At 66.3% G+C, this 15,319-nt stretch carries 10 protein-coding genes; 7 read left to right on the forward strand and 3 right to left on the reverse strand.

Annotated features, from left to right (window positions below; translation table 11 throughout):
* Positions 1-3: 3 nt before the first annotated feature.
* The 3 genes from LPB04_RS07205 to LPB04_RS07215 all read left to right on the forward strand — a co-directional run bounded on the left by LPB04_RS07205 (position 4) and on the right by LPB04_RS07215 (position 3,144).
* Positions 4-747 (forward strand): CPBP family intramembrane glutamic endopeptidase, encoded by a 744-nt coding sequence (locus LPB04_RS07205; RefSeq protein WP_193688041.1) that lies wholly within the window; start codon positions 4-6, stop codon positions 745-747.
* Positions 748-819: 72 nt separating this feature from the next.
* The gene (locus LPB04_RS07210) at positions 820-2,397 is read left to right on the forward strand and encodes a DAHL domain-containing protein (protein ID WP_227496649.1); all 1,578 of its coding nucleotides are present in this window, start codon (positions 820-822) and stop codon (positions 2,395-2,397) included.
* A gap of 87 nt (positions 2,398-2,484) precedes the next feature.
* Positions 2,485-3,144, forward strand: coding sequence for a GNAT family N-acetyltransferase (locus LPB04_RS07215; RefSeq protein WP_193688042.1), 660 nt, complete (start codon positions 2,485-2,487; stop codon positions 3,142-3,144).
* A gap of 15 nt (positions 3,145-3,159) precedes the next feature.
* On the opposite strand, the gene LPB04_RS07220 is transcribed toward LPB04_RS07215, so the two are convergent.
* The gene (locus LPB04_RS07220) at positions 3,160-3,672 is read right to left on the reverse strand and encodes an Lrp/AsnC family transcriptional regulator (RefSeq protein ID WP_193688043.1); all 513 of its coding nucleotides are present in this window, start codon (positions 3,670-3,672) and stop codon (positions 3,160-3,162) included.
* 180 nt (positions 3,673-3,852) lie between these two features.
* Here LPB04_RS07220 and LPB04_RS07225 point away from each other — a divergent pair, with 180 nt between their 5' ends.
* The 3 genes from LPB04_RS07225 to LPB04_RS07235 all read left to right on the forward strand — a co-directional run bounded on the left by LPB04_RS07225 (position 3,853) and on the right by LPB04_RS07235 (position 11,094).
* Positions 3,853-7,413 (forward strand): indolepyruvate ferredoxin oxidoreductase family protein, encoded by a 3,561-nt coding sequence (locus tag LPB04_RS07225; protein WP_193688044.1) that lies wholly within the window; start codon positions 3,853-3,855, stop codon positions 7,411-7,413.
* Positions 7,414-7,600: 187 nt separating this feature from the next.
* Positions 7,601-9,163 (forward strand): S41 family peptidase, encoded by a 1,563-nt coding sequence (locus LPB04_RS07230; protein WP_193688045.1) that lies wholly within the window; start codon positions 7,601-7,603, stop codon positions 9,161-9,163.
* A gap of 155 nt (positions 9,164-9,318) precedes the next feature.
* Positions 9,319-11,094, forward strand: coding sequence for a M14 family metallopeptidase (locus tag LPB04_RS07235; RefSeq protein WP_193688046.1), 1,776 nt, complete (start codon positions 9,319-9,321; stop codon positions 11,092-11,094).
* Between the two features lie 105 nt (positions 11,095-11,199).
* On the opposite strand, the gene LPB04_RS07240 is transcribed toward LPB04_RS07235, so the two are convergent.
* Both LPB04_RS07240 and LPB04_RS07245 read right to left on the reverse strand, forming a co-directional pair.
* Entirely contained in the window at positions 11,200-11,961 is a 762-nt protein-coding gene (locus LPB04_RS07240) for a LytR/AlgR family response regulator transcription factor (RefSeq protein WP_193688047.1), read from the reverse strand.
* Between the two features lie 5 nt (positions 11,962-11,966).
* Positions 11,967-13,073 carry a sensor histidine kinase gene (locus LPB04_RS07245; protein WP_193688048.1) on the reverse strand — a complete coding sequence of 369 codons (1,107 nt, stop codon included), beginning with the start codon at positions 13,071-13,073 and terminating at the stop codon, positions 11,967-11,969.
* A 148-nt stretch (positions 13,074-13,221) separates the two neighbouring features.
* Here LPB04_RS07245 and LPB04_RS07250 point away from each other — a divergent pair, with 148 nt between their 5' ends.
* Positions 13,222-15,318, forward strand: a complete 2,097-nt coding sequence (locus LPB04_RS07250) for a TonB-dependent receptor plug domain-containing protein (RefSeq protein WP_193688049.1) — start codon at positions 13,222-13,224, stop codon at positions 15,316-15,318.
* Position 15,319: the final 1 nt, after the last annotated feature.

A 15,319-nucleotide genomic window follows, 5' to 3' on the forward strand; every position in this document is an offset into this window, starting at 1 on the left:
CCCATGCAGCGAATCGACGTCAAACCCTTCTGGCGCGCAGTCCCGTTCGGCATCGCCGGCCTGACCCTTGCCTTCGTGCTGACGGCGATCGTCGTGCGCGCCGTCGCCATGTTCGGCCCGGGCAGCTGGCGCCCGCTGATCGTGACCAGCTTCCTCGCGATGACGGCCTTGCCCTGGGTGGTGCTGGGCCGCGCCGGGCGGCGCCAGATCGGCCTGCAGGCCCCGCGCCATGCCGGTTGGCTGGCACTCGGCCTGCTGCTCGGCGCGCTGACGGCCAGCGTCTGCCACCTGCTCGGCGCAAGCCTGTATGGCACCGGGCCCGACAACTGGTTCGTCAGCATCGCGCGCAGCTACCAGCTGCAACCCACGCAGGGCTGGAGCCTGCTGCGCCTGCACCTCACCTTCACGATCGCCGCTTGCCTGTTCAGTCCTGTCGGCGAAGAGATCTTTTTTCGCGGCTTCCTGCAAAAGGTGCTCGAAGACCGCCACGGCCGTACCAGGGCGACCGTGATGGAAGCGAGCCTGTTCGCGCTGGTGCACCTGTGCCACCACGGCATCGTGGCGAGCGCCGCCGGGTACCGGCTGCTGCCGGTCTCGGGCGCCTTGTGGGTGGCGCAAATGTTCGCGCTGTCGCTCATGTTCGCCTGGCTGCGCCGTCGCAGCGACTCGATCCTGCCGGCGATTGCCGCCCACGCCGCTTTCAATGCCGCGATGAACGGCTGGATTTTTGCGCGCCTCTGGCCCTGAGACGCCGGCTCCAATTGTTACAAGACGTACCATGTGCGGTGGTGGACAAGGCAGTTTTGTTATGCTCGCAGCATGAGCAGATTGTTACAGCAGACGGACAGGGTCTTCGCGGTGCTGATGCATCGCCTGGAAACAATGGGACCGCGCCAGCGCCTGAGATATGGCGTGACGGCGGCGCTGGCGCTGGTCGCCTTGCTCGCCTTTCTCTACACCCGCACCACGGGCGTCGATGTCGACACCCAGAACCGGGTGATGTTCGACCTGCACGAATTGCAGCAGATCGACGCCGCCTGGGACACGAACCTGCTGCGCGCCCACATCGGCAGCAACGTCGCCGATGCGCAATTGGCGGCGCCGCTGCCGCAGATCGAGGAGCTGACGGCGCGCCTGGGCGAGGCGCTGCCGATGACGCGCGGGCGCGCTGCGCGCCAGGCCCACGTGGCCCTGGAAGCCTCCCTGCGCAGGAAGGCCGCCCTGGTGACACAGTTCCGCACCCTGAACCCGCCGCTGCGCGCAGCCCTGCTGTCGCTGCCGCCGGCATTGGTCGACCTGAAAACGGAACTCGGCGGTATCGAAGGCGCGCTCGCGCCGGGCCGCCTGGTGGTGCGCCTGGACCTGCTGCTCAACGATTTACTGGCCGACACGCTACGCTACAACCTGATGCCGAATCCGGGGCTGGCGCACCGCATCGAAGCGAGCCTGGCCCAGATCGAAGCGCAGAAGGAGCGCTTTTCGCTGGCCGTGAACGAGCAGATCGACGCCCTGGCGCGCGATACCCGCGTCATCCTGGCCAACCGCCCGCGCGAAAACGAGATCGAAACCCAGATCGCCGCGCTCGACACGGGCGAGGCGATGGCGCGCCTGGGCCGCGAACTCGACCGCTCGTTCCAGGCCGAAGTGCTCGAGCGCCAGCGCTACCGCGGCTTCCTGTTCGCGTATTCGATCCTGCTGCTGGGACTGCTCGCCTATGCCGGCTGGCGCTTACGCCGCAGCTACCGCATCATCAACGACGTCAACCGGCGCCTGACGGCGGCCAACGACACCCTGGAGCACCGCGTCGCCGAGCGCACCGCCGAGCTGGAAGCGCAATCGGCCAAGCTGGCGCGCCTGGCCCAGCACGACAGCCTGACCGGCCTGGTCAACTACGGCCAGCTGACCCGTCTGCTGGAACTGGCGCTGGTGCGCGCTGCGCGCCGCGACAGCGTGGTGGTGGCGATGTTCATCGACCTCGACGGTTTTAAAGGCGTGAACGACACCTGGGGCCACGCCACCGGCGACCTGGTGCTGCAGCTGGTGGCGCGCCGCGTGCAGAAAGTGCTGCGCGCCGAGGACATCCTGGCGCGCCTGGGCGGCGACGAATTCGTGGTCATGCTCGAAGGCGTCAATTCGCCCGAGGGCGCCCTGCGCGTCGCGCGCCTGGTGCTCGACCAGATCGAAGGCATCAAGGAGGCCGACGGCAACCCGGTCTCGATTTCGGCCAGCATCGGGATTGCCAGCGCGCGCGGACGTGCCGGGGCAGAATGGGGCGCGGCCGCCCTGCTGGCCGACGCCGACAAGGCGATGTACGCCGCCAAGCAGGCCGGCAAGGGAACGTTTATTATCAGCCCCAATGCGCACTGGGCGGGCGAGGCCGCGCCCGGCGGGGCCTGATCCCCGCACGTACGCTTGAGGCGGACTCGGCGCCATTCCGCTACAATGACGCCAATGGTGCAGTGCACAAAACGGACCAATTCCCCCATGCCTGACAATTCGATAAGCAACTGGTTTGCCAGCCTGGCGGGCACCAGCGCGCGTCCGTCGGTGCTGGTCAAGGCGCTCGGCCGGCGCGACCGCCGCCGCATGCTCAAGCATTTCATGGGACTTGACGACGCCGACCGCCTGCTGCGCTTCGGCACCAGGTTGCCGGACGAGCAAATCCACGCCTATGTCAATAAAATCGATTTCAAGCGCGACATCGTGTTCGGCGTCGTCAGCCGAGGGTTCCAGCTGGTCGGCGTCGGCCACCTGGCGTTTGCTCCGCCCGAACCGGGCCGCAAAGCCAGCACCGGCAAGGCGCGCGTGGCCGAATTCGGCGTCTCGGTATCGAAATCGGCGCGCGGGCAGGGTGTCGGTTCGCGCCTGTTCGAACGCGCCGCGATCCACTGCCGCAACAACGACATCGACACCCTGTATATGCAGTGTTTGTCGAGCAACCGCACGATGATGCACATCGCGAAGAAGGCGGGCATGGAAATCAAGCGGGAATATGGCGAGGCGGACGCCTACCTCCATTTACCGCCGCCCAGTCCCGGCAGCGTGATGCGCGAAGCGCTGGAAGAACAGTTTGCATCGATCGATTACACGGTGAAAGCCAACGCCCGCGCGGCGATGAAGTGGTTCATGCCCTGGAAGCGCTAGGGCAGGCCTCCCGGATCAACGCGGCGTTTCGCCAATCGGCAAGGCCGTCGTCTCCTTGATCCTCTGCAGCGCAAAACTCGACTTCACATCCAGCACCGATGGATGGCGCAACAAGGTCGCCATCATGAAGCGCGAAAAATGGTCCATGTCTTCCACGTGGACCCGCAGCAGGAAATCCATGTCTCCCGTCATCGCATAGCAGGCCACCACTTCCGGCCAGGCGGCCACCGCCTGCGCGAACTCGAAGCGCGGGGAGGTGGCCGGCACGCGCGAGTTGGCTGGCCCCTCACTGTGCTTTTCCAGGCGCACGTTGACATAGGCCAGCAGCCCGAGACCGATGCGGTCCGGGTCGACCAGCGCCACGTACTGGCGGATGACCCCGGCTTCTTCGAGGCGCTTGATGCGGCGCAGGCAGGGAGAAGGCGACAGGTTCACGCGCTCGGCCACATCCTGGTTCGACAGGCGGCCGTCGGCCTGCAGGATCTCCAGGATCTTGCGATCGGTTTTGTCCAATTCTACCTTTGACATAAATTCCCCATGAGCTGACCAGAGCCGCAATTTTATTGCGCAATTGGGGAGTTGGGGGGAATTGATTGGTATTTAATGCCGAGGGCACAAGACTATACTGACGCTCAATTACGGAGGAGACAACTCCGTCGCCGCGCGAACAATAACAACAAGCGCGCTCACCCCAACGGAGACAAACCAATGAACGCACCCCTCGACCGCTCCCAGCTGGAACCGGCAGGTCCGGAGCACGAGATCACGCTCGACGACAAGTGGACGCTCGAGCGCGGCCGCGCCTTCATGACCGGCACCCAAGCCCTGATCCGCCTGCCGATGCTGCAGCGCGAACGCGACCTCAAGAATGGCCTGAACACGGCCGGCTACATCACGGGCTACCGCGGCTCGCCCGTCACCGCCGTCGACCAGACCGCGATGAAGGCAAAGAAGCACCTGGACGCCCACCACGTCAAATTCCATCCGGGCATGAACGAAGACCTGGCGGCGACCGCCGTCTGGGGCACCCAGCAAACGAATTTGTACAAGGACGCGAATTACGACGGCGTGTTCGCCATGTGGTACGGCAAGGGGCCGGGCGTCGACCGTTGCGGCGACGTTTTTAAGCATGGCAACAACGCCGGTAGCGCGAAGCACGGCGGCGTGCTGCTGCTGGCCGGCGACGACCACGCGGCGAAATCCTCGTCCACTGCCCACCAGTCGGACCACATCCTGACGGCCTGCGGCATCCCGGTGCTGTATCCCTCGTCCGTGCAGGAATACATCGATTACGGCCTGCACGCCTGGGCGATGAGCCGCTACACGGGCCTGTGGGTGTCGATGAAGTGCGTCACCGACATCATCGAATCGGGCGCCGTGGTCGACCTCGACCCGGACCGCGTCCAGATCACGCTGCCGACCGACTTCGAACTGCCGGCAGACGGCCTGAACATCCGCTGGCCGGACGCCGTGCTGGACCAGGAAGTCCGGATGAACAACCATAAATGGTATGCGGCGCTGGCCTATGCCCGTGCGAACAAACTCAATCAAATCATCTGGGACAGCCCGCAACCGAAGATCGGCATCATCACCGCCGGTAAAAGCTATGTCGACACGCGCCAGGCGCTGGCCGACCTCGGCATCGACGAAGAGGCGGCACGCGACATCGGCCTGCGCCTGTATAAAGTCGGCATGACCTGGCCGCTCGAATCCGAAGGCGTGCACGAATTCGCGCGCGGTCTCGACGAAATCCTGGTGGTCGAAGAAAAGCGCCAGGTGATGGAATACGCGCTGAAGGAAGAGTTATACAACCTGCCGGATTCCGAGCGTCCGCGCGTGGTCGGCAAATTCGACGACACCGGCGAGTGGCACAATAAAAACCGCAGCGGCCACGGCGACTGGCTGCTGCCCGCGACCTATGAGCTGAACCCGGCGCAAATTGCGCGCGCGATCGCTTCGCGCATCTCGCACTACTGCGCCGGCCACCCGGTCGCCGAGCGCGTGAAGGAACGCATCGCCTTCCTCGAGGCGAAAGAGCTGGTGCTGAAGAATATTCCGGCGAAGGCCAATCCGGAAACCGACCGCATCCCGTATTTCTGCTCGGGCTGCCCGCACAACAGTTCGACCAAGGTGCCGGAAGGCTCGCGCGCCATGGCCGGCATCGGCTGCCACTACATGGTGCTGTGGATGGACCGCGAAACCTCCACCTTTACGCACATGGGCGCCGAGGGCACGACCTGGATCGGCCAGTCGCCGTTCACCAGCGAAAAGCACGTGTTCGTGAACCTGGGCGACGGCACCTATTTCCACTCGGGCATCCTGGCGATCCGCGCGGCCGTCGCCGCCAAGGTCAATATCACCTATAAAATCCTGTACAACGACGCGGTCGCCATGACCGGCGGCCAGAATGTCGACGGTCCGCTCGATCCGGGCATGATCAGCCGCCAGATCGCCGCCGAAGGCGTCGGCCCGATCATCGTCGTCACCGACGAACCGGAAAAATACCCGAGCGACTACGCCTGGGCCGCCGGCGTCACCGTGCGCCACCGCTCCGAGCTGATGGACGTGCAAAAAGAACTGCGCGAGCTGCCGGGCGTGACCGCCGTGATCTACGACCAGACCTGTGCCTCCGAAAAACGCCGCCGCCGGAAAAAAGGCGAGTTCCCCGACCCTGCCAAACGCGCCGTCATCAACGAGGCCGTGTGCGAAGGCTGCGGCGACTGCTCGGTGCAGTCGAACTGCCTGTCGGTCGAGCCGCTGGAAACGGAACTGGGCCGCAAGCGCCAGATCAACCAGTCCTCCTGCAACAAGGATTTCTCGTGCGTCTCCGGTTTCTGCCCGTCCTTCGTGACGGTCGAAGGCGGCGGCCTGAAAAAGCCGAAGAAGGCGGCCGTCGCCACGGACAAGGCGCCCCCAAGCCTGCCTGAACCGCGGATTCCGCAGATCGACAACCCGTTCGGCATCCTGGTCGCCGGCGTCGGCGGCACCGGTGTCGTCACCGTCGGCCAGATCCTGGCCGTCGCCGCCCACGTCGAGGGCAAGGGTGCCATCGTGCTCGACCAGAGCGGCCTGGCCCAGAAGGGCGGCCCGGTGATGTCGCACGTGCGCCTGGCCCGGCATCAAGCGGACCTGCACTCGACCCGCGTCGGTACCGGTAGCGCGGACCTCGTCATCGGCTGCGACCAGATCGTCGTCGCCAGCCGCGATGCGCTGTCCCGCATGGGAGAGGGCCGCACCTGGGCCGCGGTGAACTCGACCGGCGCGACGACCGCTGCGTTCGTGAAAAACCCGGACTGGCAATTCCCGGCCGAAGGTTCGCGCGGCGCCATCCTGCAAGCCTGCGGCGCGGACAATGTCGACTTCGTCGACGCCGGCCAGATCGCCACCGCCCTGATGGGCGACGCGATTGCGACCAACATGTTCATGCTCGGCTACGCCTTCCAGAAGGGCCATGTGCCGCTGCTGGAAAGCTCGCTGCTGAAGGCGATCGAGCTGAATGGCGTCTCGGTGCCGTTCAACAAAGCCGCGTTCAATTGGGGCCGCACCGCCGCCCACGACCTGGCTTCGGTGAAAAAGCTGACGACCCCGGCCAAGGTCGTGGAATTCAAGCGCACCCAGACCCTCGATGAGCTGGTGAATCGCCGCGTCGAACTCCTGACCGCTTACCAGAACGCCGGCTATGCAGCCCAGTACAAGGCGTTTGTCGACCAGGTGCGCGCCGAGGAAGCGAAACTGGGCAAAGGCACCCGCCTGACCGAAGCCGTGGCCCGCTATTTTTACAAGCTGATGGCGTATAAGGACGAGTACGAAGTGGCGCGCCTGCACACCGACCCGGCCTTCAAGGAAAAGATCGCGAACATGTTCGAAGGCGACATCCGCATCAAATACCACCTGGCGCCGCCGCTCCTGGCCAAGCACGACAAGGAAGGCCGCGCGATCAAGAAGGAATACGGGTCGTGGATGATGAGTGCCTTCGGCGTGCTGGCCAGACTGAAGGGACTGCGCGGCACCCCGTTCGACGTGTTCGGCTATTCCGCCGAGCGCAAGACCGAGCGCGCCCTGATCGGGCAGTACCGCGCGACCGTGTCCGCACTGCTGCCGAAGCTGTCGGTTGAAAACCTGGCGCAAGCCGTGGCGATCGCCAGCATCCCGGAAGACATCCGCGGTTACGGCCACGTGAAGGAACGCCACCTGGCGGCAGCGAAGCAGAAGGAAGCCCAGCTGTTGTCGGCTTTCCACAATCCGGCAGGAATCACCCACGCGGCCTGATTGCCCTCAAGCCAGCCCCTGCGCCAGGCCCGGTTCACCACCCGGCCTGGCGTTTTCGTTTCATAGTAGCGATAGTTACTCAAAAAAAACTTTGAAACGAAGAGTGCGAGCTCTTCTCAAAGCGCCACGCCTGTCTTACTCTTCTTATTACTCTTTCCTATCGAACCTTGCTCGCCAAATATATCTTATGACATCGAGAATCCAACACGGTCGCCTGACCGCTTCGCTCCGCCTGTTGTGCGCCGGCCTTGCGGCCGCGTTGACGCTTGCCGCCTGCGGCGGTGGCGGCGGCAGCACCGGTGCGCTCAGCAACACGCCGGTGAGCACGACGCCCAACAATAGCGCGGCGGACCCGGACCTCGCGACCCTGGGCGAAGCCTTCGACACCTACTGGAACAAGTGCGCCAAGCCGCGCACCGGCATCGATCCGTACACCAATAAACCCTACCCGGACACGCAGGGCACGCTGCGCGACGAGCTGACGTTTTTGCGCGCCTGGTCGAACCAGTACTACCTCTGGTACAACGAGATCCCGACCAATTTCAAAATGGCGGACTTCACCAATCCGGTCGACTATTTCGAGAAGCTGATGTCCCCGCGCGACAAGGACATGTACCACTTCACCTACCCGTCCGCCGAGTGGGACAAGCTGACCAATTCCGGTATCGAGCTCGGCTATGGCATCACCTGGAGCAGCGGCGGCCCGACCGCGCCGCGCAACTGGACGGTGGCGCTGGTCGAACCGGGTTCGCCGGCTGCCATTGCCGGCCTGCGCCGCGGCGACGTGCTGACCAATATCGACGGCGTCGACTTCATCAACGCCTCCGACAAGCCATCGGTCGACAAGATCAATGCCGGCCTGTTCCCGGAGACGGTCGGCCAGTCGCACAGCCTCACCTTCCGGCGCGCCGGCGCCGACATCGTGGCGACCATGCAGGCGCAGGACGTCACGGTGGCGCCGGTGAAGTTCACCCGGGTCATCGACACCCCGACCGGCAAGGTCGGCTACCTGAGCTTCGAGAGCCATAACGCGGTGTCCGAGCGCCAGCTGATCGACGCGATCACGACCCTGAAAACGGCCGGCGTCTCCGATCTGGTGCTGGACCTGCGCTACAACGGCGGCGGCTTGCTGAACATCGCCAGCGAGTTGGCCTACATGATTGCCGGACCGGCGACCGAGGGCAAGGTATTTGAACGCCTGCAGTACAACGACAAGATCGAAGCGAAGCAAACGCCCCAGATCATCCGCTTCGATTCGAAGGCCTACGGCTTCCCGGCCGGTACCGGCACGGTGGCAAAGGGGACGGTGTTGCCGACGCTGGCGCTGAGCCGGGTCACGGTGCTGACCACCTCGGGCAGCTGCTCGGCCAGCGAAGCAGTGATCAACGGCCTGCGCGGCGTCGACGTCCAGGTGAACGTGATCGGCGCCACGACCTGCGGCAAGCCGTATGGCTTCACGCCGGTGCCGAACTGCGGCACGACCTATTTCTCGGTCGAGTTCCAGGGCGTGAACGCGAAGGGTTTTGGTGACTACGCCGGCGGCATCACCCCGACCTGCACCGTGGCCGACGACCTGGCGCACGACCTGGGCAGCACCGACGAGGCGCTGCTGGCGAGCGCACTGAGCTACCGCGCCACCGGCGTCTGTGCGCCGCAGGCGCGCAGCTCGGCGCAGGCGATGGCCTTGTCGGCGCAGGTCCCGGTGCGCTCGCGAGCGTCGCAGATCGCGATCCACGTGCGGCCCCGTTAAACATGGGCGCGGCGCGCGGCGCTGCCATCCATACAGACAAGGCGCCACCTTCGGGTGGCGCTTTTTTTTCAGGTGCAAAGCGCTCGTCTGCGAGGGGGCAAACCCGACTATAATTTTCCGCTTTGCCCCCATTCCAACCTGCCGGAGCTTCACCGATGATTCGTTCTGCGTTACTGCTTGCCCTACTGGCCACCGCGCCCCTGACTCACGCTGCCAAGGCGGCGGCCGCGCCCGACCTGAGCACCGTCTCGGAGCGCTCCGGCTTCCAGTCCACGGGCCGCTACGACGAAGTGGTGACACTGTGCGCAGCCTTTGCGAAAGCCTATCCGAAGGAAGTCCGCTGCATCGAGTTCGGCCGCACGCCGGAAGACCGTCCGATGCTGGCACTGGTCGCTACCCGCAGCGGCGCGTTCACCCCGCAGGCGGCTGTAAAAAAAGGGCTGCCCGTCACCCTGATCCAGGGCGGCATCCACGCCGGTGAAATCGACGGCAAGGACGCCGGCTTCCTGGCGCTGCGCGAAATCCTGGAAGGGCGCCTCGCCACGCATTCCCTCGACCGGCAGGTGCTGCTGTTCGTCCCCGTCTTCAACGTCGACGGCCACGAACGCTTCCAGCAGTGGAACCGCCCCAACCAGCGCGGCCCGGTCGAGATGGGCTGGCGCACCACGGCCCAGAATTTCAATCTGAACCGCGACTACGTGAAGGCCGATTCTCCCGAGATGCAGGCCATGCTGGCGCTGGTGAACGCCTGGGACCCGCTGACCTATGTCGACCTGCACGTAACCGACGGCGCCAAGTTCCAGCACGACGTCTCGATCCAGGTCGAGCCCGTGTACTCGGCCGATCCCGCGTTCCGCAAGGCCGGCCTGGCGCTGCGCGAGAACGTCATCGCCGACATCACGAAACAGGGTTCCACGCCGCAGTCGTATTACATGTCGTTCGCCAAAACGGACGATCCGCAATCGGGTTTCGTCGACGGCGTCTCCGACCCGCGCTTCTCGACCGGCTACTTCCCGCTGCGTAACCGCATGGCGATGCTGGTCGAAACGCATTCGTGGAAGGACTATCCGACGCGCGTGCGCATCACCCACAACAGCGTGATCTCGGTGCTCGAGCAGGTGGCGAAGAACGGCAAACAATGGCAGATCGCCGCCGCCGCGGCCGACGTCCGCGCCGCCCGCCTGGCCGGCACGCCGGTGGCGCTGAGCTACAAGACGCTCGACAAGCCGAAGATGGTCGACTTCAACGGTTATGAATACACGCGCACGCCATCGGATGTCTCGGGCATCCTGATGACGCGCTACGACGAAAGCAAGCCGCAGGTCTGGCGCGTGCCCCTGCGTGACGAGGTCGTCGCCGACCTGGAAGTGGCGGCGCCGCGCGCCGGTTATATCGTGCCGGCCGCGCACGCGTCGATGGTGGCGGCGAAGCTGAATCTGCACGGCATCGTCTACCGCAAGCTGGGCAAGCCGCTCGAGCGTTTCAGCACCGAGACCTTCCGCGCCGACAAGGCGAGCTTCGGTACGAAATCCTTCGAATCGCACCAGCGCCTGACGGTCGAGGGCAGCTGGAAATCGGAAGCCCGCAGCGTCGGCAAGGGCGCGCTGTTCGTGCCGATCGCGCAGCCGAAGGCGAGACTGGTGATGGCGATGCTGGAACCGCAGGCGCCGGACTCGCTGCTGGCCTGGGGCATGTTCAACAATGCCTTCGAGCCGAAGGAATACATGGAAGAGTATGTCGCCGAAGACGTCGCGCGCGAGCAGATGGCGGCCGATCCGGCGCTGGCCGCCGAATTCAGGCGCCGCGTGGAGAGCGATCCGGCCTTTGCGAAAAGCGCCCACGCGCGCCTGGAGTTTTTCGCGCGCCGCCATGCGTCGTGGGACGAGCGCTTGAATTTGTATCCAGTGCTGCGCACGAACGTGGCCCCGTAAAGGGCGTATCCGCGTGGGCACAAGTGCCCACCCTACGTTACACCACCGCCGCGTCACCGAATCGAGACAGTGGCGCATCGTAGGGTGGGCTCTCGAGCCCACGCGTTACGACCGTAACAACTCCCGCACCGCGCCCACATACCGTTCGCTCACCGGCACCTCGGCGCCGCAGCGCAGCCGCAGCAGATAACTGCCGTCTCCCACGATCGACAAACCCACGCCCTGCCCACGCCGCACGATCACCCCGCGGTGCACCCGCAAAAACTCCCCCGGGTTCAGGTGCGCTTCCAGCCGGCTCAGTGCCACCCGGTGCAGCGGCGACCCTGCCGCCGTATGCAGCGCCACGTAATTCCCCTGCGCCTCGAGCCACAGGATGTCCGCGACCCGCACCTGGTCGATCCGCCCTACCGAACGCACGCTGATCTGCTCCAGGTATGCCGGTCCGTCCGCATAGGCGCGCAGCGCCTGGCCATAGGCGCCGCGCTGGCGTCCGGCCAGCAGCAGGCCGGCCCGCTCCACCGCCTGCGCCAGGCGCGCATCGTCCAGGGGTTTCAGCAGATAGTCGAGCGCGTGCACCTCGAAAGCCTCGATCGCGTGCGCGCTGTGGGCGGTGACGAACACCACCAGCGGCGGCTCGCGCATCCGTCCCAGTTCGCGCGCCAGCAGCAGGCCGGATTCGCGCGGCATCTGGATATCCAGGAACAGCAGGTCGATGCGCGCCGTGTCCGGGTTCGCCAGCGCCTCGCGCGCACGGGCGGCGCTGTCGGCCTCGAAGACCAGGTCCCAGCCGGGGTGCGCCTCCATCGCCAGGCGCAGGTTCACGCGGCCCGGCTCTTCGTCGTCGACGATGGCGTAGCGATGCGCCACCTGCGTCAATCCGCCACTGCCAGCGGCAGGCTGATCTCGGCCATGAAAGTGCCGTCCACGCTTTCGGTGCGCAGGCTGGCGCGCGGGTCGGCCAGCGCCAGGCGCGCCCGCGTATTCGCCAGACCGAGGCCGGTGCCGGGATTCGGCGAAGCCCAGGCGCTCACCGGATTCATCACGCGGATCAAGAGCTCATCGGCCGTACGCTCGAACGACAGCCGGATGTCGCCCGCGCCGTCGTGACAGTCGAGGTCGTGGCGCAGCGCGTTTTCGATCAGCGGCTGCAGCAGCAGCGGCGGGCATGCGCCCTGGCGCACCGCGTCGTCGTCGCCGTCGATGCGGATCTGCAGGCGCTCGCCATAGCGCAGGCGCTGCAGGGCGAGATAGTCGCGCACGAAGCCGAGTTCCTCGTCGATGGTCACGCCCTCGCGCTGGGTGGCCGACAAGGCGTAGCGCAGCAGGTCGGAGAGGCGCCCGATGCCGGCCAGGGCATCGGCCTTGTCGCCGGCGCGCACGAGGGCGCTGATCGCGTTCAGGGCATTGAAGATGAAGTGGGGTTCCAGCTGCGCGCGCAGGGCCAGCATGCGCTGCTGTTCCAAAGCCAGGTGCAGGTTCAGGTTTTCCGCCTGGGCTTTTATGAACGCCTCGCTGCGGGCGCGCGCTTCGCGGTGGTTGCCGATGGCGACCATGGCAATGAAGGTGCCGGTCGTCCACGCCGTCTCGGTGAACCAGGTCATCTTCCCCATCGCTTCCAGTTCGGCCCAGGCGCTGGCCAGCGAGAGCGCGTCGCCGCGTGTCAGGATTCCCACGCTGCCCACATAAAACCATTCGAGCGGCAGGAACACGAGCACCAGGCCGGCGTAGATCGCCAGCGTGGCGCGGCGCTCCATGAACAGTGCCGGACGGCGCAGCAGCACGAGGCCGAGGACGCTGCTCAGCGCCATCACGGGCACGTGCCACGACCACCATTCGAGCAGGAGGGCGGGATACGATGCCGCCCGGCCGTGTTGCAGCCGGTCGCTGTAGTTGCCGAGCGCCCCGGCCGCGCACAGCGCCGTCCAGAAGGCGATGTGGTTGACAATCGTGCGCGCGTCCTTGCGTTGTTGTTCGTTCATGGTGCGCCGAGTATAGCAGCGCAGGGAAGGGCGAAAATGCCGGATGGCAGGCGCTCGTCACACGGCGGCGGCGCTTCGTCACATGGCTGGCGCCAGGGGCATCGCCGGCCCTACAATCGCCGCCTACCTCACACCTCGACGAACCGCCATGAAACGCCTGCCGCTGTTGCTGTTGCTGTCTCCCTTGCCGTATGCCGCTGCGCAGGAGGCGCCGGCGCGCGTCGAGGTCAAGGGCGCGGCGCAGCAGCAGGATTCGGCGGCGGCGAAGCAGGTGGTCGGGCGTACCGAGATCGCGGCCTATGGCGACGCCAGCCTGGCCGACGTGCTGAAACGCCAGGGCGGCGTGTCCATCGTCGGCAGCGAGGTGCGCATGCGCGGCCTCGGCACCGGCTATACGCAGATCCTGGTGGACGGCGAGCCGGTGCCCCAGGGTTTTACGCTCGATTCGATTGCGCCCGAGCTGGTCGAGCGCATCGAGATCGCGCGTAGCCCCACGGCCGACCGCAGCGCCCAGGCGGTCGCCGGCAGCATCAACATCGTGCTGCGCAAGCGCAGCGGCGGCGCCCGCCGCGAAGACAAGGTGTCCGCCAACTACCAGCGCGGCCGCTGGAGCCCATCGCTGTCGACCCAGGCCAGCGGCAAGGATGACAATCTGGCCTGGACCCTGGGCGCCACCTTCGACCGTATCGTGGGCATCGACGGCATCTCCACCGAGGAGACGGTCGACAGCGGCAGCACCAGGATCGCGGCGCGCCGCTTCCTCGCGGCGGGACTGGCCCGCACCAATCGCCTCAACCTCGCGCCGCGCCTGAACTGGACTTTCGAAAATGGCGATACCCTGGCCTGGCAAACCCTCGCCGGTGTTACCCGCGCGCGCGGCGGCACCGTCGAAGCCGAACAGACGCTCCTCGGCGCACCGACCGCCTACCCGGGCAGTGCCGCCACGCTCGCCTCGCAGACCGCCAGCCTGCGCAGCGACCTGGCCTGGGCGCACCGCCTGCAGGGGGCCGGCAAGCTGACCGTCAAAGGCGTCGTCGACGGCAGCCGGCGCCGCGGCGATTACCTGTTCCTCGGCACCCGGCCGGACGGCAGGCCGGGCCTGGCGCGCGTCGTGGCTTCCGGTGCTGACGAGAAAACGGCCAGCCTGAACGGCAAGTACCTGGCGCCGCTCGGCGCCGCACACAGCCTGGGCCTCGGCTGGGACGCCAGCCATACGACGCGTGGCGAACACCGCAACCAGCACGACACCGTCGACGGCGCGCCGGGTGCGCCGGGTGAGCAACGGCGGCAAGACTACACCGCCCGCGTCGAGCGCCTGGCGCTGTTCGCCCAGGACGAGTGGACCATCTCCGAGACCTTCGAAGGCTATGCCGGATTGCGCTGGGAAGGACTGCGCACGGGTACCGATGGCGCCGACCTGGCGCGCGTGGCTTCAAGCAGCAGCGTGGCCAGCCCGATCCTGCAGCTGCTGTGGAAGCTGCCGCACAAGCATCAGCTGCGCCTGGCGCTGGCGCGCACCTACAAGGCGCCGTTGACGCGCGACCTGGTCCCGCGCCGCTACACGATCAACAACAATAACGGCCCGGCCAACCCCGACGCCGAGGGCAATCCGGCGCTACGTCCGGAACTGAGCCGGGGGCTCGATCTCGCCTGGGAGCGCCCGCTCGGCAAGGGCGGTACGGCCACGCTGTCCGGCTACGCCAGGCGCGTCTCCGACGTGACCACCCAGCAGCTGTACCGGGCCGGCGCCAGCTGGGTTTCTCGCCCGATCAACAATGGCAATGCGGACCTGGCCGGCATCGAGCTCGATCTGAAATCGCCCGTCAAACTGGGAGACAGGACGTTTGCGCTGCGCCTGAACGCGGGCCGCAACTGGTCGCGCGTGCGCAATGTGCCGGGGCCCGACAACACCCTGGCCGAGCAGGTCCCGTTCACGGCGAACGCCGGCATCGACTACCGCGGCGGCGCCTGGGACGCCGGCGCGAATGTGAATCTGCGGGGGAGTGCGACCAGCCGCTCGAACGACGGTGTCGCAACGTATCTCGGCCGGACCGCGCTGCTCGACCTGTACTGGACCCGCAAGCTCGATGCGCAGTGGCGCGCCCGCGTCAGCGTGGCCAATGCCCTGGGCCGCGACCGCCAGACGGGAACCTTGTATCGCGACGCCGGCGGCACGGTCGTCAGGCGGGAGCTGACCTGGGAAGGCATGGCCAGCCTGCGCGTCGGCCTGGAGCGCGCCCTGTAAA

The organism is Massilia litorea, from assembly GCF_015101885.1.
Lineage (GTDB): Bacteria > Pseudomonadota > Gammaproteobacteria > Burkholderiales > Burkholderiaceae_D > Telluria > Telluria litorea.

Coding starts and splice junctions, on each gene's coding strand:
- LPB04_RS07205 (WP_193688041.1), top strand. CDS start 4: ATGCAGCGAATCGACGTCAAACCCTTCTGGCGCGCAGTCCCGTTCGGC.
- LPB04_RS07210 (WP_227496649.1), top strand. CDS start 820: ATGAGCAGATTGTTACAGCAGACGGACAGGGTCTTCGCGGTGCTGATG.
- LPB04_RS07215 (WP_193688042.1), top strand. CDS start 2,485: ATGCCTGACAATTCGATAAGCAACTGGTTTGCCAGCCTGGCGGGCACC.
- LPB04_RS07220 (WP_193688043.1), bottom strand. CDS start 3,672: ATGTCAAAGGTAGAATTGGACAAAACCGATCGCAAGATCCTGGAGATC.
- LPB04_RS07225 (WP_193688044.1), top strand. CDS start 3,853: ATGAACGCACCCCTCGACCGCTCCCAGCTGGAACCGGCAGGTCCGGAG.
- LPB04_RS07230 (WP_193688045.1), top strand. CDS start 7,601: ATGACATCGAGAATCCAACACGGTCGCCTGACCGCTTCGCTCCGCCTG.
- LPB04_RS07235 (WP_193688046.1), top strand. CDS start 9,319: ATGATTCGTTCTGCGTTACTGCTTGCCCTACTGGCCACCGCGCCCCTG.
- LPB04_RS07245 (WP_193688048.1), bottom strand. CDS start 13,073: ATGAACGAACAACAACGCAAGGACGCGCGCACGATTGTCAACCACATC.
- LPB04_RS07250 (WP_193688049.1), top strand. CDS start 13,222: ATGAAACGCCTGCCGCTGTTGCTGTTGCTGTCTCCCTTGCCGTATGCC.